Source organism: Tolypothrix sp. PCC 7601 (genome assembly GCF_025677855.1).
Taxonomy (GTDB): Bacteria; Cyanobacteriota; Cyanobacteriia; order Cyanobacteriales; family Nostocaceae; genus Aulosira; species Aulosira diplosiphon.
In genome coordinates, this window is record NZ_CP064879.1 from 7,856,644 (window position 1) to 7,881,920 (window position 25,277).

Genomic DNA, 25,277 nt, shown 5'->3' on the forward strand with positions numbered 1-25,277 from the left:
CTAAATTTGATTTATGAGTTAGGGGAATCAACAATCATGGGCGCTAATACTGAAAACGGACACAAAAAAGGCAATATCTCTGTTATAGACAAACGACTAATTACTGATGTAGAGAGTTTAGAGGCTGTTACAAGAGAGCCTTTCGTCAGTGCAGAAGCACCTGTTGTAACTCCCGAAGCTCCTCCAGTACCGGAAACTGAGGTTCATCCTCAGCCGGAAGCACAGACAGAGAAAAAGGCTGAGAAGAAGCGGAAAAAACCGATTGGTTTGATTTTAGCTGGCGTGGGTGTTGGTGCGATCGCGGCTGGTGGTTTTGGTTATCACTATTGGCAATATGCTTCTACCCACGAATCAACAGATAACGCTACAGTAGTGGGAAACATTCACCAAGTTGCTAGCCGGATTCCTGGGACTGTCAGTCAGGTACTAGTGAATGATAACCAACTGGTGCAACCTGGACAGTTATTAGTCATACTCGATCCCAGAGATTACCAAAGTAAAGTACTGCAAGCACAAGCAGCGTTAGAAAATGCTCGTGGACAGGCGCAAGCAGCCCAAGCAAACATCGCTTTAACTTCTCAAACTTCTAGCGGTAAAACTGCTCAAGCGCAAGGAGATGTTAACAGTGCGCTGGCGGCGATTTCCACAGCCCAAGCCGCAGTTAAAGAAGCCCAAGCCGGGATACCCGCAGCTCAAGCGGAAGTGCAATTAGCTCAAGCTGGGATACCCGCAGCCCAAGCGCAAGTAGCGCAGGCTAACGCGAATTTGGCAAAAGCCCAAGCAGACTACAACCGTTACAACAGCTTGTTTAAAGAAGGCGCAATTGCTCGCCAGCAGTTAGATACAGCCAGAGCCGCTTATGATGTGGCTGTAGCGCAGAAGAATGCTGCGGTTCAGGGAGTAGAACAAGCACAAGCTAGGTTAGCCTCTGCGAGAGTAGGTGTAGCCAAAGCGCAATCGCAACTTGCACAAGCACAAGAAGGTGTTACCAGCGCCCAAGCAAAACTCGCAGCATCAAGGGGTGGATTGCAACAAGCCACCGCCACCGGACAAGATACAGCTGTGAAACAAAGTCAATATGAAGCCGCAAAAGCTGCGATCGCCCAAGCGGAAGCATCGCTCAAAGACGCACAATTGCAGCTTTCTTACACCAACATTACCGCTCCTAGTGCCGGACGAGTAGGTAGAAAAAACGTGGAAGTTGGTAACCGGGTGCAAGTTGGTACACCATTAATGGCGATCGTTGATAACGGCTATTGGGTAGTAGCGAACTTTAAAGAAACCCAATTAAATAAAATGCGACCTGGAGAACCAGTTGAAATCAAGCTGGATGCTTTTCCCAACCACCCCTTTAGAGGACGTGTTGACAGCATATCACCAGCCTCCGGCGCTCAATTCGCTTTACTACCACCAGATAACGCCACTGGTAACTTCACCAAAATTGTCCAACGTATTCCAGTCAAAGTAACTTTAGACCAAAACAGTATCCAAGGATATGAGTCACGAATTACACCAGGGATGTCTGCGGAAGTTGATGTAGAGGTTAAGTAATTATTTTGTCATTAGTCATTTGTTAATTGGTACTTATTTATAACCAATGACCGATGACTATTGACACCAGAAAATCATAGTATAACCGATAAATTATTCTGAATTTACTTTAAACCCCACCCCACCAAAGCTATGCTTTTTGTCTCAGCAATTATGGTTAGAAGGTGGGTAAATTTTATTATGTTTATTTGCTAGCTTTTTAGCTATTACAAATAACAAATGACAAATAACAAATGACCAAAAACCAACTAATTCTACCTGCATTAAAATCCAGAAACTATCGCCTATTTTTTGCCGGACAAGGGATATCTTTAATTGGAACTTGGATGACACAACTAGCTACAGTTTGGCTAGTTTATAGCTTAACCAACTCCGCATTAATGTTAGGGGTTGTCGGCTTTACCAGTCAAATTCCTAGCTTTTTTCTGGCTCCCTTTGGGGGTGTTTTTGTAGACCGCTTTTCGCGCTATCGTACCTTAATTGGTACGCAAATCATGGCGATGATTCAGTCCCTAGCATTGGCGGTACTGGCGCTCACTGGTGTAATTCAGGTATGGCACATCATTGCTTTAAGCTTATTTCAAGGATTTATTAACGCCTTGGATGCGCCAGCTAGACAAGCTTTCGTACCAGAATTAGTGGAAAAAAGAGAAGATTTAGCCAATGCGATCGCTATTAATTCCACCATGATTAATGGGGCGCGATTAATTGGCCCAGCAGTTGGCGGTTTAATTATTGCGAGAATTGGTGCTGCTTACTGTTTTTTGATTGATGGTTTAAGCTATATTGCTGTGATTGCTGCTTTATTAGCAATGACAGTTAAACCTTGGAAAGTGACAGTAAGTCACGGAAATGCTCTGCAAAAAGTTAAAGAGGGATTTGTCTATGCTTTTAGCTTTCCACCAATCAGAGCTATTTTATTACTATCAACTTTAGTTAGCCTAATGGGACTACAAAATACTATTCTTGTACCCATATTTGCTGAAGAAATTCTTAAAGGTGGTGCAGAAGCACTAGGCTTTTTAATGGCAGCTTCGGGAGTAGGAGCTTTATCAGGTGGGATTTATTTAGCTACCCGACGTACAATATTAGGAATTGGCAAATTAATTGCCATAGCTCCGGCAATTTTAGGAGTAGGTTTAATAGCTTTTGCTTGCTCCCGATATTTACCACTTTCTCTATTCACAATGTTGTTTGTAGGCTTAGGAACAATTCTCCAGATTGCCGCAAGTAACACGTTTTTACAAACAATTGTGGAAGAGGACAAACGCGGTAGATTAATGAGCTTGTATACCATGTCATTTTTAGGCATGATACCTGTAGGTAATTTATTAGGAGGTTTCTTAGCAAGTCGCATCGGCGCTCCTAACACCTTAATTCTTGATGGTATAGCTTGTATTATCGGCTCTATATTGTTCTTTAAACAATTACCAGCTTTGAAAAAGCTTGTTATACCCATTTATGAAGAAAAAGGCATTGTCAAACCTTTAGGGGCTGCTAGGTAAATTAATATGCTTTAGTTAGATATAAAACATAAAATTTCCTAGGTTGGGTAAACGTAAAACTGTAAACTAATGAAAACCAACAGATTCACAAAAATGTTGGTTTGCGTTCCTCAAACGCCACTTGCTTTAAGCCGGGAAACCCGTCCAACGCAGTGGCTCCTCAACCTAAAATCTCTTTAATTACGAATTACGAATTACGAATTACGTAGCGCTTTGCGCTTCCCGTAGGGTATTACGAATTTTTTGAACACTGGAGCAATTCTATGGCTCAGACAGGTGCTATCCAACAACAACCTACCTTACCGCCAGATCATATACCGCTAAGAACCTGGATTGGTGTATTAGCCAGTATGCTAGGTGCATTCATGGCAGTTTTAGATATTCAAATTACTAACGCATCATTACAAGAAATTCAAGCAAGTTTAGGTGCAACCTTAGAAGAAGGTTCCTGGATTTCTACTGCTTATTTGGTAGCAGAAATTGTAGTAATTCCCTTAACAGGATGGCTATCGCGGGTGTTTTCCCTGCGGCGTTATTTATTAGTAAATACCATACTATTCATTTTCTTTTCTATTTGCTGTGCTTGGTCATGGAATCTCAATTCTATGATTGTCTTCCGTGCTTTACAAGGCTTCAGTGGTGGGATATTAATTCCTTCTGCGATGACTGTTGTATTGACGACTTTACCACCATCTAAGCAATCAGTAGGATTAGCAGCCTTTGCGATTACTGCAGTTTTTGCGCCCTCAATTGGCCCGACATTAGGAGGTTGGTTAACAGAAAATTTTAGTTGGCAGTATAACTTTTATATAAATGTATTTCCTGGTGTGTTAATGCTTGCCGGAGTATGGTATGGCATTAAACAAGATAAACTGCAGTTGGATTTGCTGAAGCAAGGCGACTGGTGGGGAATTCTTTCTATGGCCATTGGCTTAGGTTCCCTACAAGTTGTATTAGAAGAAGGTAGCCGTAAAGATTGGTTCGGCTCGGCTTTAATCGTCCGCTTAACTGTGATAGCGGTAATTTTCATAGCGTTATTTTTGATCATAGAATTAACTCGCAAGCAACCATTTATTAATTTAAGATTGGTGCTGCGGCGGAATTTTGGTTTAGCCAGTATAGTTAATGTTTCTTTGGGTGTAGGGTTATATGGTTCAATTTATGTCTTGCCATTATATCTTGCCCAAATTCAAAAATATAACGCATTACAAATTGGTGAAGTATTAATTTGGGCAGGTATTCCGCAACTATTTATTATTCCCTTTATCCCTAAATTAATGCAACGCATTGATGTGCGGTTAATGGTGGGTGTAGGGGTTTCTTTGTTTGCTATAAGTGCATTTATGAACGCCGGAATGACTTATCAAACAGGTTTAGATCAATTAAGATGGTCGCAGCTTGTCCGTGCAATGGGACAACCATTAATTATGGTTCCATTGAGTAGTATCGCCACTGCAGGATTGAGTCCTAAAGAAGCAGGTTCGGCAAGTGGTTTATTTAATATGATGCGGAATCTGGGTGGTTCTCTAGGAATTGCAGCCTTAGCAACTTTATTAACAAATAGAGAGCAATTTCACTCTAATAGATTAGGTGATAGCATATCACTATATAGTCCCGAAACTCAACAACGAATCGACCAGATGACGCAATATTTTATTAGTCGAGGAGCCGATTTAAGTAGCGCCCAAAATCAGGCGATCGCATCGATATCTAATATTGTGCGTCGCGAAGCTTTTGTGATGGCATTTAATGATTGTTTTTACTTTATTGGCATCGCTTTACTATTAAGCGGATTGGCGATTATCTTCATTAAAAAAGTCAAGGCAACTGGTGGGGCTGTGGCACATTAAAATAATTCGTAGTTCGTAATTAAAGCCAGATCCCTGACTTCTCAAAGAAGTCGGGGATCTATTTTTTCGCCAAGGATGTAGGCGGTAAAGGTAAATTCTCACCTTCCCTGTTCCCCTTTTCCCTTTTCCCGTTCACCCAATCCCATAAGAGAGCCTGTAATTTGTCATTATATAAATATTAGTTAATTGATTTGTGATGGAAAATTTCTCAACCAGAGAGATACACTAATAATTTATAAAGTCTGCGATTTGAGAATCTCATCCCAAATTCCAAATTTAAATTCCTGTAATGTCAGACGTTAATTTTATTGATACTGTGACGCAAGAATTATCTGATAAATCTCCTCTTTCTACTCTACGGGCAGAAGCGATCGCACGCATCCGGAATAGCCTACGCCCTGGACAACAGCAAATGGCTGATTGGAACTCAGGCCCTTTGGCTGTGTCGGCTGTACCTGGTGCGGGGAAATCTACCGGGATGGCGGCGGCGGCGGCGATCGCAGTTGCGCGTCAATATGAACTTGCAGCCCAGTCGCGCCCTGCTTCTCGTCGTCAGTTGGTAGTGGTTACCTTTACCCGTTCTGCGGCGGCTAATATTAAAGCGAAAATCCGCAAATATTTACGCGATGATTTATCTTTGCCTCAGACAGGTTTTGTGGTTTATACCTTGCATGGTTTGGCATTAAATATCGCCAGCCGCCATCCTGAATTATCGGGGTTGCAGTTAGAAAACGTCACATTAATTACCCCAAATCAAAGCCACCGCTTCATCCGAACTGCTGTAGAACAGTGGATTGCGAATCATCCCAGCCTTTATTTACGCTTACTCGAAGGTAGCCAATTTGACGGCGAAGAAACAGAAAGATTACGTCGTCAATCAGTGCTGCGAACGGAAGTTTTACCAGACTTAGCAACAACAGTTATTCACGAAGCCAAAAGTTCTGGTTTATCCCCCGAAGACTTACGCCAGTGGAGTAAACACACCACAGACCCCTACGCCATTTTAAATATAGCCGCAGGTTTGTACGAGCAATATCAGAAGTTAATGCGATCGCGTGAATTCATTGACTACGACGACATGATTTTAGCCGCCCTGCGCGTCCTCGAAAACGAAAGTGCCCGCCGCATCGAGCAAAATCAAGTTTTTGCCGTCTTTGAAGACGAAGCCCAAGATTCCAGCCCATTACAGACGAAGTTGCTGGAAATTTTGGCGAGTAATGCGGAGGGGGATAAGGGAGATGAGGGAGATAAGGGAGATAAGGGAGATGATGGAATTAATCCCATTACCAATTACCAATTACCAATTACCCAGTCCCCATTACCCCTTATCCCCAGAGGGGGCCCCGAGTTCCCCAGTCCCCAGTCCCCAATCCCCAACCCCCAATCCCCAATCAACCTAGTCCGCGTAGGCGACCCCAACCAAGCAATTAACTCAACTTTTACCCCAGCCGATCCGATTTACTTTCGAGAATTTTGTATTGAGTGCGATCGCATGAGCCGATTGGCGACAATGGATCAAGCTGGGCGCAGTACGAGAATTATCATTGAAGCGGCTAACTTTGCGCTGGAATGGATTAATAGTTTTTACGGAGTGAAGATGCAACAATCGTCGCATGACTCCGTGATTTCTCTTCCCTTCCGTTCCCAGAAAATTCGGGCTGTGGATACTGGCGACCCGCAAGCAGATGCGAACCCAGCACCAGTAGGAAGGGGATTAGAACTATATACTCCACGTGATATTCATCACACTGTTGAATTGCTTTCCCAGCGAGTTATTGAATTATTTGCTGATGACCCTAGCAAAATTAGTGCTGCGGTGTTAGTGCGGGAAAACCGCCAAGGAAGATGGCTAGCTGAAGCCCTAGAACCAATATGTAAAGAGCATAAAATTACACTTTATGATGTGGGAGAACGCGATCGCCGTTCCCAAATTCCCCAAGAAATTTTAGCCTTACTCCAATTTTGCGATCGCCCCCATTCCCCAGATTACCTAAAAGCGGCTTTAGAAGTATTAGTGGAACGCCAACTAATACCCACCCAAGACTTGAACGCACTAGCAAGTTTACCAGAAGATTTTTTATATCCTGGCCCCTTAGCCGCACCGCAATCAGAAACAGTCCAAAAAGCTTCACACTTGTGTCGGAGTTTACTACGCGCCCGCTTAGAACTGCCAATATATCAGCTAATTTCCTTTTTAGCTTTGGCTTTGAATTACGACCAAGCCGAACTCGCAACGGCTGACAAACTCGCAGAACGAGTAAATCAGCAAATTTCTGGTAATAGTTCCATGGGCGCAATGCTGTCAGCCTTAAGTGAAATTGTCAGTTCCGAACGCTTTGAAGCCGTAGAAACAGAAGATTTGGAAGCACGTTACACCCGTAACGGTCAACTGACAATTATTACCATGCACAAAGCCAAAGGGCTAGATTGGGACTATGTTTTTATTCCCTTTCTCCACGAAAATTTAATTCCCGGTCGCTTTTGGGTTCCACCTCAAAGCCAATTTTTAGGCGACTTCACCTTATCAGAAGTCGCCCGCGCCCAAGTACGTGCTGCTTTGCATAATGAATCACAGATACCCGATGTCTCCCAAGCTTGGGAAGTAGCAAAACATCTGAAAACTGCGGAAGAGTATCGCTTACTCTATGTTGCCATGACCAGAGCCAAGCGCTTATTGTGGATGTCTGCAGCGCAGAAAGCCCCATTTACTTGGAGTAAACCAGAGAATTTGCAAGAACAATCACCTTGTCCTGTATTTCCTGCTTTAAAACGTCAATTTCCTGATTATGTGCTTTCTTTAGCAACGATGGTTCATTAGACTTCTTGCATAAATCAAAAGCCCTCACCCATGCATGGGTGAGGGACTTTGAAAGTTGCTCCCCTTCTCCCAATATTGGGAGAAGGGGTTAGGGGATGAGGACAAGTTTTGCATTCGTGCAAGAGGTCTATTGAGTAGTTAAAGCACAATACGGTTGAATGTCACTTACTTGAGCAAGATTTAGATCCCTGACTTTTTGAAAAGTTGGGGATTTGTCCAACAAATTTTGCTGAATTAAGTGCTATTTCCAGGATTATTAATAGATTTCAAATATAACTGCATTTGTTTAAACAACTTTAATCCCATTTTCATAAACAATTACAATATGACTCTCTTGATTAATTCGGTTTAAAGTATTTGAGTGATATATATTACATATTTAGTTAACATTTTTATTGAAAATTGCTTAACAATGGTCGCCAGCCCAATCTACACATGATGAAACCTGCAACAAACCAGATTGTCGCTTATTTATAAAGTTAAAAATTAATTACATCAGTGTGTTATAGGTGTATATTGTCCATTATGATATGTTTACTAAAAACGAGGGCATTGCCTGACTCAACACACTACCTGGCGCTGCCTGATAACTTTCTTATGACAAACTACATTTAAGCTTCAATTTATAAATTTCCTTTATGGAATTTCTCATAGCGATATTAAGTATTGTCACGGTTTGTATTTAATATCAATTTAGGGCATTCTATTATTTTAGAGATTTATTCTATGTCTTAAATAACGATACATGTACAGCAAATTGCTGGTTAAGTACAGATAATTGTAAGGGCATGACACTGCCATGTCCCTACCGACTTATGAAATACGCTATATTTTATGCCTACTTCTTACTGGCACTATCGCTAAGTCAAAGTCAATGTAAAAATCTTGTATTTTGTTATTAAAAATATTTAGTTTTAATTCATCCATATCCCAGAAGAAAAGGTGGTTATACACTAATGTCATATCGTCAAGATGAAGCCGATAGCAATATCTCTCAGACCAAGCAATTAAGCTTATATGATGCTAGTAATTATGAATATTTACTACGACAAAAATTGCGTCAAGAAAAGTTACTCAGTAGAATATCGCTGAAGATTCGGGAAACATTAAAATTAGAAGAAGTACTGCAAACATCTGTAGAAGAAGTTAGGCAATTACTAGCAACAGATAGAGTAGTTTTATATCAGTTTGCCAATGATTTGAGTGGTTCAGTAGTAGTAGAATCTGTTAACCCAGATTATATGTCTATTTTAGACATGAACATTAATGATACCTGCTTTTCCAAAGAACATGCAGTCCTCTACCGCGATGGTCGAATTAGAGCAATTAACAATATTTATCTAGAAGGATTAGCTGGTTGTCATGTTCAATTACTAGCTGAAATACAAGTAAAAGCAAATTTAGTAATTCCGGTGATCCGTCAAGATTTTTTATGGGGTCTTTTAATTGCTCATCATTGCCAGAACCCTAGAAAATGGGAAGAGTGGGAGATTGAGCTACTTAAGCAGCTGAGTGTTCAATTAGCGATCGCAATTCAACAGGCACATCTTTATGAACAGCTGCAAGCTCAAGTACAACATTATAGTGTTAATGGTAATCCACAAGAAAATTCAGCTATAAATGCTCTCCAAAAACTCCAACTTCTGCTGCAACGAGAAGATATTTGTTGGGAAAACTTGCCAGCAATAGTAGAAGAAAGTTTAGATAAAGCTTATCAAGGAATCATTACTTGGGATAAAAAGTAGATATCTCATCTAAGCATCAAAATTGATTCTGAAAATATTCTTATAGACAAGGCGGAGGGAAGAAAAAATAGGTTATATAAAATATTGAATAAATATAAATTCCCCATAAACCGAAACTAAGTATATTCGGTGTATTTAAATGGAAAAATTAAATAATAAATGCATGAAGAAATAATAATTCATACCTGTTTGGTACAAATATCTAAATTGGGGATATCAGGGGAAAAATACCCAGAAAAACAATACTTTTGGCAAATATCTCCAATATTAGCTGATGGTTGTAGAGAAGTTTGGATAACTTTGGAATGGCAAACTCACCCTAAAGATTGGACTTGTGGAGTTTTATGTAAAATCGCACAAGATTTCCAAATTCAACAATGCAGACTTTTAACCCGGAATTTTGCAGGGGAAATAGTCGAGCAGTTTCTTTATGATGTAGCGATTGGGAGTTAGGGATTGGGGATAAGGGACTGGGGATTGGGGATAAGGGAGCAGGACTTACGCAACTGGCACAGTGATCCTCTGGGATAAGAGTCAAGAGTCAAGAGTCAAGGGTCAAAAATTTAGGTTTTTTGGACTCTTGACCTTTGACCCTGGACAAACCCAAACGAAAAAAATATGACACTTGCGTAAGTCCTAGGGAGAAATTACCAACACCAAACCCCAATTACCAATTACCCATTACCAATTACCAATTACCCATTACTTCCGCTTTTTCTGTGTAGATTTAGCCACTCTCGACTCAATAGTAAATTCTGGTATTTCTGCGAGTTCTACCTCATTCAAACTATACTGTTCGCAAACTAAACTCAGACGGTTTCCAGGAGTTTGGACTGCATTGACAGAATGTGTTAAATCGCCTTGAAAGTGAACTAAAGTATTCATTTGTGGCTTAATTTGCCCAAGTTGGCGTTTGTGCGATCGCAGTACCAATTCTCCCCCCTGCATATCGGGAGGTACGCGCACATACAGAACGCTAACAACTAAAGGCGGTTCTATAGTTTTACAGTATGAACGCAAAGAACGATCGATATGCGGATCGACACGAGAGCCTTCTTTGAGCAATAAAGGATTAAGGTAAAAAGCATTACAGTTAGGTAAAAGAGCTAAATCTAAATAAGGCTTGAAATAGGGAAATTGTTGCTCTACTTGTGCTATGTATGATTTTTGAAACACTACAGAAAATCCCTTCGTACCAACAAAATCGCGGTTGAGGTTATTAACAGAAAAGTAAGGACAAGCATGGATTTCTCCCCATAATTTATTGAGATAATCACTGGGGAAAGCGTTTGATTGTTGTTGATAGTTTTTCACAGTACGGCGAGGGGATTTACCAAATTTTTAACTGTAGGGTTAGTTACAATACTTCCCGGTTTATGAGATTCCTGTTTGATTTTTCCCAGTTTATGCATCTCTACACTTTTTCTTTCCTGTTACCTCTGTTTACAAGTCATTTCATAAATGACTGCACATATCTTTAAAAGAGCAAATTGTCAAGATAGATCATAAGATCCATTCCGAAGAACGCTCGCCCAAATCGAGGGGAATACTCACAGCTTTGCCCAAACGAGGGCGATCGCGTGTTTGAGTGATAAATGTTTGGACTTGAGTCGTTCCACCTAAAGCATTAAGATAATTGGCAATGCTATCAAGATGGGCTTGATATTCCTCTTCGCTTAAGGGAAAAGAAGCTTGCTCAACATACTTCCACATGACTTGCAAAAAAATTTTTCCCTGGGATCGCCGCAGCTGCACATCGTAAGAGCGTCCCCACTTTTCAAGCAACAGTTGACGTAATTGCTGTCCTGTCATAGGTTGTCTCAATTAGATTTTACATTTAGTTATGATGTTAAGTTCCGTAACTCAAGTATGATAAGGATATAAAGAAATGTAATGCTAACAGAAAAGATGCTAGATATATCTTGGAACAAAGAAGTATGGCATTTTTGTGGGCGTTAGCATTTCGACTTAGATAAGAGTTGCTCACCTACTAGTACTCTTATCAAAATGCTTAACAAAATACACAAAGAGCGCGTAGATTATGGCTCAATTTTCTGAATCAGCAGACGTGCCCGATATGGGGCGTCGTCAATTCATGAATCTGCTCACTTTTGGAACCGTCACTGGAGTGGCTCTGGGTGCATTGTATCCCGTTGTCAATTATTTTATTCCACCTGCTGCAGGTGGCGCTGGTGGCGGTGCAACGGCAAAAGATGAGCTGGGCAACGATGTTAGCGTCAGCAAGTTTCTAGCAAGCCATAATGTAGGCGATCGCTCCCTCGTTCAGGGACTCAAGGGCGACCCAACTTATCTTGTAGTAGAAAGCAAAGAGGCGATTGGCGATTACGGCATTAATGCCATCTGCACCCACCTGGGTTGTGTTGTGCCCTGGAACGTGGCTGAGAACAAGTTTAAATGTCCTTGTCATGGTTCCCAATACGACGCAACTGGTAAGGTTGTTCGTGGCCCCGCGCCGCTTTCTTTGGCTTTGGCCCATACCAAAGTAGAAGACGACAAAGTTGTAGTTACTCCTTGGACTGAAACCGATTTCCGTACCGGCGAAGAACCTTGGTGGGCTTAATTATCTTTGTCAGCAGTCAGCGATCAGTGGTCAGTTATTTACTTTCCACAGACAAATGACGAATGACAAATGACCAATGACTAATTCACGAGAGAATCGTTGCCCTTATAGAGATGAGAAATGCTTCGATAACAGCGAGGTTCACTCGCAGTACTAGAGCAATCGTCAAAACATTGCTCATAGCGATCGCTACGGTGACATTCTACTTCACCAGCGATTTAGCTCTGCCACAATCGGCTGCTGCCTACCCTTTTTGGGCACAGCAAACCTATCCAGAAACCCCCCGCGAACCAACAGGGCGGATTGTTTGCGCCAACTGTCACTTAGCTGCAAAGCCGACAGAAGTGGAAGTTCCGCAATCAGTGCTACCTGACACCGTGTTTAAAGCCGTGGTGAAAATCCCCTACGATACTAGCGTGCAGCAAGTAGGTGCTGATGGCTCTAAAACCGGTTTGAATGTTGGCGCTGTATTGATGCTACCCGAAGGCTTCAAGATTGCTCCTGAAGACCGCATTTCTGAAGAACTCAAAGAAGAAGTCGGCGATACTTACTTCCAAACTTACAGCGAAGATCAAGAAAACGTCGTCATCGTTGGCCCTCTCCCTGGTGAACAGTATCAGGAAATAATCTTCCCAGTTCTGTCTCCCAACCCCGCAACTGATAAAAACATCCACTTTGGTAAATATTCAGTTCACGTAGGTGGTAACCGGGGACGCGGACAAGTTTACCCAACTGGTGAAAAGAGCAACAACTCTGTTTACAATGCTTCTGCTGCTGGTACAATCACCAAGATTGCCAAAGAAGAAGATGGAGACGGCAACGTCAAATATGTATTGAGCATCAAAACCGACGCTGGTGAAGTTGTCTCTGATACGATTCCTTTAGGCCCCGAACTCATTGTTTCTGAAGGGCAAACTGTAAAAGCTGGTGATGCTTTAACCAATAATCCCAACGTTGGTGGATTTGGTCAAAAAGATGCAGAAATCGTATTACAAGATGCTAGTCGCGTCAAGTGGTTGATTGCATTCATCGCGCTTGTGATGTTGGCTCAAGTTATGCTCGTGTTGAAGAAGAAGCAGGTTGAGAAAGTCCAAGCCGCAGAAATGAATTTCTAAATTCTTTGCTAACTTACTTATTTAAAGACAGGCAATTTGCCTGTCTTTTTTATTTAAAGCGACGGGATAATTCCATACCCTTGAAGGTGCGTAGGGTGAGCGCCCCGCCGCTTGAGGCATAGGGCATTTGCTCGGTTAAGGATTTTCAAGTTGAAATTTGGTTTGGCGAAAAGGTGTACCCCTGCGCTTCAGCAAGCTACGCGTAGCGTCTTTGCAGGAGAAAGGGTAAGGGCTTCGCCGTGAGCGTCAGCCGAACGGTTAAAGGTTTTTTCTTGCCCCTTTTGCCCTTAACCGACAAGTATTGCATTGGTGATCTCTTCCCCATGCCCAATGCCCAAAATCTCCACCCACAAGGGGATGGAGATTTTCATCTAATTTTTATAAGTATCAGGGAAATTATAAATTTTGAGTAAATTTAGTGTAAATACTGAGAACTCAAAGATGATTTCTTTGGTTTTTATTGTACTTTACATAGAGAAAGCAATACTGTGTTTTTCAGTTAACTGGTAGAAATATATAGGAATCATAAATGATTTGTGAAATCTTAACAGATAGGTTTGTTAACCGTTGACAGTCAACATTCAAAACTGATATTTTTCACAACGAAAATAAGATTGCTAAATTCTGCTAAACCTGATTGAACCAAATACTTAATTATTGGCGAAAGATAGCATTTTAAATTAACCAATTTCCGCAGAGTATCTGAGGAAAAACAGATATAATTTAGGCTTTTCTGTACTGATGACTACAATGGCTGTAAATTAAATTTTAAAAGCTTATTGTAAATCATCATAGGCGTTATTTTATAACGTCTATGTTTTAGCGCAGAAATTTGCCTAGCATTACCTATAAATTTTGAGCTAAAAATCTATTCTGGAATTAACTGAATAAGCATAATATACGCTTGTCTCTTCCTTGTAGGAAAAATGCAAGCACAAATTCCTATATATTTGGAGTTTTTATTCCAGATATTGATGCTGTTTGGATGAATTAAGACAAGGGTTTGACACTTTGTCTCAATACATCATGATTTTTTTGGATGTATTAGATTCATATAAAAAAATCATGAAGTTTTTTCTTGCTTCCTTGTCTTCTTCTACGCAAATAATTTCAGTCATCAAAACGGATTTATATATTTCGTCCCAGGTCAACAATTTCCTTTTTGCCAACATATTAAATTAACCAATAATTTCCAACAATCAAATGTTAAACCGCGTATCAGTCATCATCCCTTCATACAACAGCGCTAATTTTTTACCAGAAGCAATTGAGAGTGTACTCAAACAAACTTACCCTGTGTTCGAGATCATCGTAGTAGATGATGGTTCAACTGATGAGACGAAACAAGTTTGCGATCGCTACCCAACCATAAAATATATTTACCAAAGCAATCAAGGACTCATTGGAGCGCGTAATACGGGATTTTACGCCAGTAAAGGAGAATATATCCTCTTTTTTGATAGTGATGACTGCCTTTTACCTAACGCTGTAGAAGCCGGAGTGAATTGCATAAATGCCTATCCAGAAGCAGGCTTTGTCTTTGGTAATTATGTTTTTCAATTAATGAACCCTGATGGCTCATATACAACAGAAGAAATATATGACAATCAAAAGGTAGCAGCTAACTATGAAAATATTCTAGCTGGCAAACTAAAACTCCAAGTTGCTAGTGTTCTTTTTCGACGTACTGCTGTTGAGTCTGTAGGAGCGTTTGACCCAAATTCAAAAGGAGGGGAAGATTATAATTTATTTCTACGAGTTGCTCGTCAATTTCCTATCCACTTCCACGGCCAAACAGTTCTTGAATATCGCTATAATAGCGGTAATATGTCAGGAAATCCGACTTATATTATCAATGTAATACGCGTCCATAGTTTGCAATGGAGCTACATTGAACAATCTGGGAATAAAGAATATGCAGTAGCTTATGAACAGGGCAAGCAAGCTTGGATTAAGCTTTTCATAGAAAGAATGCCCTATGAAATCATGAGATATGCTCAAGCTGGGCAGTGGCTTGAGGCTTTAGGCTATTTACGATTGATATTAAATTACGATCCTCAATTAAAACTTATTGATCAAGAAATTTACAAATTAGCATATCAATCTCTGCGCTCACAATTACAAAAAGTAACTATTGAATCCTCCCTAGCTTACTGGAAACAACAACTAGCAGGAGTAGCACCTTTATTATCACTACCAACCGACCGACCACGACCAGCAGAGCAAAACTTTCAAGGTTCTGAACAATCCTTTGTAATCTCCCATGAATTAACAGCAGCACTCAGCTCATTAAGTCAACAGCAAAATGTCACCTTATTTGTGACCCTCTTAACAGCCTTTAAGAGCTTGCTATACCGCTACACGGGGACAGAGGACATAGTAGTAGGTTCCCCAATTACTGGCCGCGTTAATTCAGAAATCTTTGTTAACGCTTTACCCCTCCGCACTGATATATCTGGAAAACCCAAATTTCTAGAATTACTGCAACGAGTCAGAGAAGTAGCTTTGTTAGCTCAAAAACATCAAGAAGTGCCTTTTGAGATCCTGGTAGAGGAATTGCAGCCCCAATCAGACTTAAGCTACTCACCCTTATTCCAGGTACTGTTTATTATTCAGGAAGATGTTTCCTTAGAAAAGATTGAGCTTTCTAGCTTAACTGCCTGTCCTTGGGTATTAGAAAATAATGCTGGAAAGTTTGATTTAATTTTATTTTTAAAACCAACCAACAATGGATTAGCAGGGAAGTGGGTATATAACACAGATTTATTTGATAGCAATACCATTGAAAGAATAAACGTGCATTTCCAAAATTTACTGGAGAGCATTGTTGCTAATCCCCAAAAGCCTATTTATGAGTTAAATATACTGGCAGAGAAGGAGCGACAAAAATTATTATTTGAATGGAACAATACTCAAATAGTATATCCCCAAGATAAATGTATTCATCGCTGGTTTGAGGAACAAGTTGAACGTACACCTGATGCAGTTGCAGTAGTATTTGAACAACAGCAACTGACCTATCGGCAATTAAATAGCCAGGCTAATCGATTAGCAAATTATTTAATTACTTTGGGAGTCAAAGCAGATACTTTTGTCGGCATCTGTGTAGAGCGTTCCCTAGATATGATGGTAGGGATTTTAGGCATCTTAAAGGCAGGTGGGGCTTATGTACCTTTAGATCCCAAAAATCCCCAAGACCGCTTGGAATATATTTTGACTAATGCCCAAGTGCAAATCTTAGTAACGCAGTCAGCGCTAGTAAATATTTTTCCTGTTTGCGAACAGATGATTTGCTTAGATACTGACAACGAGAAAATTGCTCAATATTCTGACAACAACCCTATCGTCAGTGTCCAGAGTCATAATATCGCTTACATTATTTATACTTCTGGCTCTACAGGCAAGCCCAAAGGGGTATTAGTCAGCCATTACAATGTGGTGCGTTTATTCACAGCCACAGAATCTTGGTATCACTTTAATGAAAGGGATGTATGGACTCTATTTCACTCCTTCGCCTTTGATTTTTCTGTGTGGGAAATATGGGGCGCTTTACTCTATGGAGGGCGTGTTGTCGTTGTTCCCTATTTAGTAAGTAGAGACACAGAAGCATTCTACAATTTATTAGTTTCTGAACAAGTTACTGTCCTTAACCAAACACCATCAGCTTTTTATCAGTTAATTGAAGCCGATAAACTTGCCAAATCCAGAGATGAATTGAGTTTACGGTTTGTGATTTTTGGTGGTGAAGCACTCAACTTGTCTAACTTGCAGCCTTGGTTTGAGCGACATGGAGATCAATCTCCCCAGTTAGTGAATATGTACGGAATTACAGAAACTACCGTTCATGTTACCTATCGTCCTTTAACTTTAGCGGATGCTCAAGCCACAAGTAGTTTAATTGGTCGTCCGATTCCTGATTTACAAGTTTACCTTTTGGATCAATATCTCCAACCTGTACCTATTGGTGTGTGGGCAGAAATGTATGTTGGTGGTGCGGGAGTAGCACAAGGATATTGGCAGCGCGATGAATTAACTAAAGAAAGATTCATCAAACATCCCTTTAGTGATGACTCTCATGCCCGTCTTTATAAAACTGGAGATTTAGCGCGTTATTTGAGTGATGGTAGCCTTGAGTACATTGGGCGCATAGATAATCAAGTCAAAATTCGGGGATTTCGGATTGAGTTGGGAGAAATAGAGTCTGCATTAAGCCAACACCCTGCTATCAATCAAACAGTAGTTACAGTTTATGAAGATAGGCCAGGAGATAAGCGCTTAGTAGCTTACCTAGTTCCTAATCAGGAGCAACAACCAACAATTAATGACCTGCGGGATTTCCTTTCCCAACAATTGCCAGATTATATGATTCCTTCAGCTTTTGTCATGCTGGAGACTCTACCACTCACATCCAACGGCAAAGTTGACCGCAAAGCTTTACCTGCACCCAATAGAAAGATAGAACGTCAAGATCACACTACTCCCACAAGTGAGCGATCGCAATTTCTTCCAGTCAGTCCAAAACCCCAAAATGAAATTGAGAAAACCCTCACTACTATCTGGCAAGAAGTTTTAACCATTGATGAAATTGGCATTGATGATAATTTCTTTGAGCTAGGAGGTCATTCTTTACTCATAGCTAAATTGAGAAACAAAATAGTAGAAGTATTAGGAATCCAAATCTCTATCGTTGATGTATTTCAATATTCAACTATCCGCAGTTTAGCCCAATGTCTATTAGAGCGGACTCAAGCTTCAACACCAAGCACGGCACAAGAGAATCAACACAAGTCTAACTCTGACGTAATAGAGCCAGTAGTATCAACAAAGTTGCACAAAGATATTGCAATTATCGGTATGGCTGGTCGTTTCCCTGGTGCTACCAATATCAATGAATTTTGGCAAAATCTTCGGGATGGAGTGGAATCTATTGCTCAATTGTCAGATGAGGAGTTAAGAGCTTTAGGGGTAGATTCTAGCTTATTAAACAATCCGAACTATATCAGAGCCGCAGCGATTATTCCTAAAATTGCAGAATTTGATGCTGCTTTCTTTGGTTATTCTCCTAGAGAAGCCCAAGTTATAGATCCTCAGCAAAGAATTTACCTAGAGTGTGCTTGGTCAGCGCTAGAAGATGCTGGTTATCAACCAGATAGTCATCGTTACACCATCGGTATTTATGGAGGTGTAGCTCCCAGCACTTATTTATTAAATAATATTTTACAGAATGACGATCTGGCCGAAGGTCGTTTGGTAGAGTCAGCCTCATGGTTACAAGCATTTATCGGCAATAGTACAGATTTTCTCAACACGCGGGTAGCTTATAAACTGAATCTCACAGGGCCAGCAATTAATCTGCAAACAGGCTGTTCTACTTCCTTAGTGGCTATCCACATGGCTTGTCAAAGCTTATTAAGGGGAGAATGTGACATAGCGCTAGCTGGTGGTGTTTCCCTACAGCAAAAGACTGGTTATGTATATGAACAAGGGATGGTTTTCTCTCCCGACGGTCATTGTCATGCATTTGATGCGTCGGCTCAAGGTATGGTTGCTGGCGATGGTGTGGGGATTGTCGTCCTTAAACCATTACAACAGGCGATCGCAGATGGAGATCATATTTACGCCACCATCAAAGGTAGTGCCATCAATAATGATGGTAACTTAAAAGTTGGCTTTACTGCTCCTGGTGTTGATGGTCAAGCTACAGTAATTGCGGCTGCACACAGAGATGCCAGAATTGAACCGGAAACTATTACTTACATAGAAACGCATGGTACTGGTACTCCATTGGGAGACCCCATTGAAGTGGCTGGACTGACTCAAGCCTTTCGTCTTAAAACAGATAAAACAGGCTACTGTGCTATCGGTTCAGTCAAAACTAATGTTGGACATTTGAACACAGCCGCAGGTGTGGCTGGTTTTATCAAAACAGCTTTGGCACTGAAACATCAACAGATACCGCCTAGCCTCAACTTTGAAAAACCTAACCCGGAGATTGATTTTGCTCATAGTCCTTTCTATGTCAACACTAAACTTTCTGCATGGGAACGCAATGGTTCTCCCCGTCGTGCAGGAGTCAGTGCCTTTGGTTTTGGTGGGACAAATGCTCATGTAGTGTTGGAAGAGTGGGATCACACTACAAGCAAGTCCAAAGTCAAAGCGAAAAACTCCCAAGAATTATTAGTTTTATCAGCTAAGACTGCTTCGGCTTTAGATACAGCAACTCTCAATTTAGCTAATTACTTACAACAAAACCCAGAAGTAAATTTAGCTGATGTTGCCTATACTTTAAGTATTGGTCGTGTAGGCTTTAACCACAGGCGCATCGTTGCGGTTAGTGATATTGAAGATGCTGTTAATGCTCTAAATAATAGAGACAAAAAACGAGTTTTTACTAATTCCGGTAAAATTAAACCGCGTTCTGTAGTCTTCATGTTCTCTGGACAGGGTTCTCAATATGTAAATATGGCACGGGAACTCTATGAAACAGAAGCTTATTTCCAAGAACAAGTTGACTTGTGTTGTGAAATTTTACAACCACATTTAGGTTTTAATTTACGCGATGTTTTGTATCCCAATGTAGCAGAAATTGCCACCGCCACAGCCAAACTAACTCAAACAGCTACTACCCAACCTGCATTATTTGTAATTGAATATGCCATTGCTAAATTATGGATGAAATGGGGAATCATCCCTGTAGCCATGATTGGTCATAGTATTGGCGAATATGTAGCAGCAACATTAGCCGGAGTCTTTACTTTAGAAGATGCTTTAGCCTTAGTTGCAACCAGAGGTCAACTCATGGAGTCTATGCCTCCTGGTTCAATGTTAGCTGTGCCTCTACCTGAACATGAAGTCCAACCATTATTAGCAGGAACTTCGCTACAAATTGCAGTGATTAACAGTCCTTCTAATTGTGTAGTTTCAGGAACCACAGCAGCAATAGAAGCATTAGCTAAACAGTTAGCAGAAAAAGAAATTGAAGGACGGTTTTTGCATACTTCCCATGCCTTCCATTCGCAAATGATGGCAGAAATATTAGAACCGTTTACAGATAAGGTGAAACAAATTCGCCTGAATGTGCCAAACATTCCCTTTGTTTCTAATGTAACTGGAACTTGGATAACGGTTGAAGATGCTACCAACCCCAATTATTACGCTCAACATCTGCGTCAAGCTGTACGTTTTGCTGATGGTATCAAACAATTCTTTGATAACCCAGAGCAAATTTTATTAGAAGTCGGGCCAGGAAGGACATTAAGTACTTTAGCTCAACGCCATCCCGATAAACCAAAAGAGCAAATTACTCTGACTTCAGTTCGTCATCCTCAAGATGAATATTCTGATGTGAGTTTCTTGCTAAATAATCTCGGTCAAATGTGGTTAGCTGGTTTAGAAATAAATTGGTCAGCTTTTTATAGTGAACAGCCACATTATCGTCTTCCTTTACCTACTTATCCTTTTGAAAGGAAACGCTATTGGGTTGAACCATCAAAGCCAACACAAAAAATTCAACTCTCAGCAACAAAAGCACTAGATATTTTTGATGAAGCTGAGACTGTCTCTGAGCAATTATCATCCCAAACTGAACTAATTCAAACACCCCAAAAACAGCTAGAGAAGACTATTATCAACATCTGGCAACAGGTTTTGGGCGTTGATAACATTGGACTTGATGATAATTTCTTTGAATTAGGCGGTGATTCTTTAGTTGCAGTTCAACTGCTGTCTAAGCTCAGAAAAAATATTGACCTCAAAGCATATTCTGGACTAGAACTATCTTTAGATCAGCTATTTAAAACACCAACCATAGCTGAACTTCTGGGAACTCTAAGCATTGCCAAAACTGATGAACCAGCTTCTACAGACTCTCAAGCGTTGACAATTCGCCCTAGAGCAAATAGAGACTCAGCTTTGTTATCTTATCCCCAACAAAGTTTGTGGTTTTTGCACCAATTAGAACCAAATAGGTCAGATTATCATATTTTCCAAGCCGTACACCTCACTGGGAGATTGAATGTAGAAGCATTACAACAATCTCTAGATGCCATAGTCGCTCGTCATGAAGTATTAAGAACAAACTATATCAGTGAAAATGGCGAACCTATTCAGGTAATTAGTCCTCCAAGACCAGTAGAATTACAAATCATTGACTTACAAAACTATCCGCCATCAGAGCAAGAAACCGCAGTAAAAGAGTATTTAAACCAGGAAACTCAGCGAATTTTCCACTTATCAGAAGACTTAATGCTGCGGGGTTGCTTGCTGAAAATAGCCGCAGAGGAGCATATCCTGCTGTTAGTCACGCAGCACATAGCCACAGATGGCGAATCAATGGCGGTAATCTCCAAAGAATTGAAAGCACTGTATACGGCATTTTGTAACGGAGAGTCGCCAAAATTAGCAGAGTTACCTATCCAGTATGGGGACTTTGCTGTGTGGCAGCAAGAATGGTTGCAGGGAGAAGTTTTAGAATCCTTACTGGGGTATTGGCAAAAACAAATGGTAGGCGCACCAGCCTTATTACCATTACCGACAGATAGACCAAGACCAGCAGTCCAAACATACCGAGGTAGTTCGCACTATTTTACGCTATCCCATGAACTCATCCAAGGTTTGAGTTTATTGAGTCAGAAGGAAGGGGTGACCTTATTCATGACTCTGTTAGCAGCATTTGACATCTTGCTTTATCGCTATACAAATAGCGAAGATATTGTAGTAGGTGTACCTTTTGCTAACAGAAATCGCCAGGAAATAAGCGGCTTAGTAGGCTTTTTTGTGAATACTTTAGCGATGCGGACTCCTTTGTCTGGGGAACTGAGTGTTCAGGAATTATTGGGTCGGGTCAAAGAAGTGACTTTGGGAGCTTATACTCATTCTGACTTGCCCTTTGAGAAACTTGTAGCAGAATTACATCCGCAACGAGACTTAAGTTATTCACCATTATTTCAAGTACTTTTAGTCTTTGCTGATAATCCTTTCTTACAAAATCAAGAGCTTCCTGGTTTAAAGTTAAGTGAGTATTCTGTAGAAAAGAACACAGCACAGTTTGATTTGACTTTATTCTTAATCACATCCAAGAACGAAGAAGGCTTGCGGTGTGAATGGGAATATAATACCGATTTGTTTGATAGCGACACAATTAGCCGCATGGCAGCAAATTTTGAAGTGTTGCTGACAGCAATCGTAGCTAATCCCCAACAAGCAATTTCTGAGTTACCGCTACTAACAGCACCAGAAAAACAAAAGTTATTGGTAGACTGGAACGACACTCAGATAGATTATCCCCAAGATAAATGTTTGCCTCAGTTATTTGCAGAGCAAGTAGAGCGCACTCCAAATGCAGTAGCAGTCGTCTTTGAAGAGCAAAAACTTACCTATCGAGAGTTAAATAATCGGGCAAATCAACTAGCACATTATTTGAGCAAGCTGGGAGTGCAACCAGATGTAGGAGTAGGTATATGTGTAGAACGCTCCTTAGAGATGGTAGTCGGATTATTAGGCATTCTCAAAGCCGGGGGAGCTTATGTACCTTTAGATCCGGCTTATCCCAAAGATAGATTGAGTTTTATGCTCAAAAACTCGCAAGCAATGGTGCTGGTGACGACAAAAAATTTAGTGGCAGAATTGCCAGCAGATGAAACAAAAGTTGTTTGTTTAGATAGTAACTGGAGTGATATTAACCAAGAAAGTCACGAGAATTTAGTCACTGGGGTTAAACCAGAAAATCTCGCTTATGTAATCCATACATCAGGTTCCACAGGGATGCCAAAAGGGGTAGCGATGACTCAAATGGCCCTTTGTAATCTCATCTTGTGGCAACTAGAAAATACCACCGTTCTAGGTGAAGCAAAAACTCTGCAATTTTCGCCCATCAGCTTTGATGTTTCCTTCCAAGAAATGTTCTCTACTTGGTGTTCAGGCGGAACATTAGTATTGATTGCAGAGGAATTACGCCGCGATCCATTAGCTTTATTAAACTTACTCAACCAAAAAGCTGTTAATAGACTATTTCTCCCCTTTGTAGCCTTACAACAACTAGCAGAAGTAGCAGTTACAGCTAAATTATTCCCCCAACATCTGCGAGAAGTGATTACTGCTGGTGAACAATTGCAGATTACCCCTGCCATTCAGGAATTTTTTACGCAGGTCACAAATTGCACTTTACACAATCACTATGGCCCATCGGAAAGCCATGTAGTCACTACTTTTACCTTAGATAATTCAGTCCAGAATTGGCCAAAATTACCACCAATTGGGAAAGCGATCGCCAATACTCAGATATATATTCTTGACTCTCGTATGCAACCAGTGCCCATCGGTGTAGCTGGGGAGTTGTATATTGGCGGTGATTGTCTAGCTAGAGGTTATCTCAATCGCGACGATTTAACATCAGCAAGATTTATTCCCAATCCCTTGAGCAATGATCCAAATGCACGGCTTTATAAAACTGGGGACTTGTGCCGTTATTTGAATGACGGCAACATTGAATATCTGGGACGCATAGATAATCAAGTCAAAGTCCGCGGCTTCCGCATCGAATTGGGAGAGATAGAAGCTTTACTGAGCCAACACCCAGCCATAGCTCAGGTAAGCATCATTGTGCGTGAAGATATTCCTGGTGATAAACGCTTAGTAGCTTATTTTGTTCCTCATCAAGAACCTGCGCCTACTAGCAGCGAATTACGGCACTTCTTACAGCAAAAATTACCAGATTATATGCTGCCTGCTGCTTTTGTGATGCTAGAGTCTTTACCACTAACTCCCAGTGGCAAAGTGGATCGCCGCGCCTTACCTGCAATAGACAACATAAGACAAGGGACAGAAGCTACTTTTGTCGCTCCCCAAGAAGAATTAGAAGTGCGGCTGACGAAAATTTGGGAAGATATTCTAAATGTGCGACCTATCGGCATTAAAGATAACTTTTTTGAATTAGGTGGTCATTCGCTATTAGCTGTACGCTTGTTTGCCGAAATAGAGAAGATGTGCGATCAAAAATTGCCTTTGGCTACTCTCTTCCAGGCACAGACAATTGAGCAGCTAGCTGGTGTGCTCCGCGAATCCGGCTGGTCAGCACCTTGGTCATCTTTAGTACTAATTAAACCCGGCGAACAAAAACCACCTTTATTCTGTGTTCATCCTGTTGGTGGCAACATTTTAGAGTATCAGGCGGTGGCACGTTATCTTGACCCAGATCAGCCAGTTTATGGCATACAAGCTGTAGGCTTAGATGGGAAACAACAGCCGCTACGACGGGTTGAAGATATGGCTCAACACTATGTCGAAGCCATTCGCTCTGTTCAGCCCAATGGCCCTTATTTTCTAGCTGGTTATTCTTTTGGTGGACTAGTTGCTTTTGAAATGGCACGACAATTAAATGCTCAAGGACAGAATGTTGCACACTTAGCATTGTTTGATCGTAGCGCTCCCAATTTTGTCAGTATTCGTCCATCTTTGCTTCAATGTATCCAGATTCATTTAAATAATATCTGGCAACTTGAGCATAAAGACAGGTGGAATTACATCAAAGCTCGGGTACTCTACCGCTCTGGTCAAGTAAATTATAAGCAAGGATTACTAGAGGGATTATCTGAACTACAAACTCTCACTCCCCAATACTTAAATTTGATTGACTGTAACGAACAAGCAGCCGAAGATTACAAACCTCAGGGAATTTATCCAGGTAACGTCTCTCTTTACCGTTGTAAAATTCAACGTCCACAAGAAACGCTCTCGGCTGATTTCGGTTGGAGCAATTTAGTAGCTGGGAATGTAGAAATTCTTGATATTCCTGGTGAACACTATGGGATGTTAAGAGAACCTCGGGTGCAAATTTTGGCGGAAATTCTGCAGCGTTGTCTAAAGCAAGCAAATTAATTTGTGAGGTAGAGGAATTAAGGGCAAGGCACTGCCTTGTACAAATACCTCGCGCCCTCATCCCCTAACCCCTTCTCCTGCGGGAGAAGGGGAATTAAATCTCTTGCTCCCTTCTCTCTCTGGGAGCTATGGTGTACACACAAGTACTATCTACAAGGGTTTCAGGCGTTATAGTCCCCTTAAAATGTCATTACGAGCGCAGCGATAGCGGAGCGAAGTAATCACATAATCCCGTGGT

At 41.0% G+C, this 25,277-nt stretch carries 11 protein-coding genes; 9 read left to right on the top strand and 2 right to left on the bottom strand.

What is annotated here, in order from left to right:
- Positions 1 to 36: 36 nt before the first annotated feature.
- From HG267_RS31850 to HG267_RS31875, 6 genes are all read left to right on the top strand, one after another.
- Positions 37 to 1,551, top strand: coding sequence for an HlyD family secretion protein (locus HG267_RS31850; protein WP_045874214.1), 1,515 nt, complete (start codon positions 37 to 39; stop codon positions 1,549 to 1,551).
- A 233-nt stretch (positions 1,552 to 1,784) separates the two neighbouring features.
- Complete coding sequence (locus HG267_RS31855) at positions 1,785 to 3,056, top strand: MFS transporter (protein WP_045874215.1); 1,272 nt, start codon at positions 1,785 to 1,787, stop codon at positions 3,054 to 3,056.
- A 263-nt stretch (positions 3,057 to 3,319) separates the two neighbouring features.
- Positions 3,320 to 4,906 (top strand): DHA2 family efflux MFS transporter permease subunit, encoded by a 1,587-nt coding sequence (locus tag HG267_RS31860; protein ID WP_045874216.1) that lies wholly within the window; start codon positions 3,320 to 3,322, stop codon positions 4,904 to 4,906.
- 289 nt (positions 4,907 to 5,195) lie between these two features.
- Positions 5,196 to 7,724 (top strand): ATP-dependent helicase, encoded by a 2,529-nt coding sequence (locus HG267_RS31865; RefSeq protein WP_045874217.1) that lies wholly within the window; start codon positions 5,196 to 5,198, stop codon positions 7,722 to 7,724.
- Positions 7,725 to 8,680: 956 nt separating this feature from the next.
- Positions 8,681 to 9,469, top strand: a complete 789-nt coding sequence (locus tag HG267_RS31870) for a GAF domain-containing protein (protein WP_052335420.1) — start codon at positions 8,681 to 8,683, stop codon at positions 9,467 to 9,469.
- Positions 9,470 to 9,628: 159 nt separating this feature from the next.
- A complete protein-coding gene (locus HG267_RS31875; protein ID WP_045874218.1) occupies positions 9,629 to 9,922 on the top strand; it encodes a hypothetical protein in 294 nt (97 codons plus the stop codon).
- Positions 9,923 to 10,171: 249 nt separating this feature from the next.
- Here the strand turns inward: HG267_RS31875 and HG267_RS31880 are convergent, their stop codons facing one another.
- Together HG267_RS31880 and HG267_RS31885 are read right to left on the bottom strand one after the other, a co-directional pair.
- Entirely contained in the window at positions 10,172 to 10,783 is a 612-nt protein-coding gene (locus tag HG267_RS31880) for a 2OG-Fe(II) oxygenase (RefSeq protein WP_045874219.1), read from the bottom strand.
- Positions 10,784 to 10,972: 189 nt separating this feature from the next.
- Positions 10,973 to 11,281, bottom strand: a complete 309-nt coding sequence (locus HG267_RS31885) for a DUF3067 family protein (RefSeq protein ID WP_045874220.1) — start codon at positions 11,279 to 11,281, stop codon at positions 10,973 to 10,975.
- Positions 11,282 to 11,510: 229 nt separating this feature from the next.
- Here HG267_RS31885 and petC point away from each other — a divergent pair, with 229 nt between their 5' ends.
- The 3 genes from petC (at position 11,511) to HG267_RS31900 (ending at position 25,039) form a co-directional block, all read left to right on the top strand.
- Entirely contained in the window at positions 11,511 to 12,050 is a 540-nt protein-coding gene (gene petC, locus HG267_RS31890) for a cytochrome b6-f complex iron-sulfur subunit (protein ID WP_045874221.1), read from the top strand.
- Between the two features lie 113 nt (positions 12,051 to 12,163).
- Positions 12,164 to 13,165, top strand: coding sequence for a cytochrome f (gene petA, locus HG267_RS31895; protein ID WP_045874222.1), 1,002 nt, complete (start codon positions 12,164 to 12,166; stop codon positions 13,163 to 13,165).
- 1,203 nt (positions 13,166 to 14,368) lie between these two features.
- Positions 14,369 to 25,039, top strand: a complete 10,671-nt coding sequence (locus HG267_RS31900; RefSeq protein ID WP_052335421.1) for a hybrid non-ribosomal peptide synthetase/type I polyketide synthase — start codon at positions 14,369 to 14,371, stop codon at positions 25,037 to 25,039.
- The last annotated feature ends 238 nt before the right edge of the window (positions 25,040 to 25,277 follow it).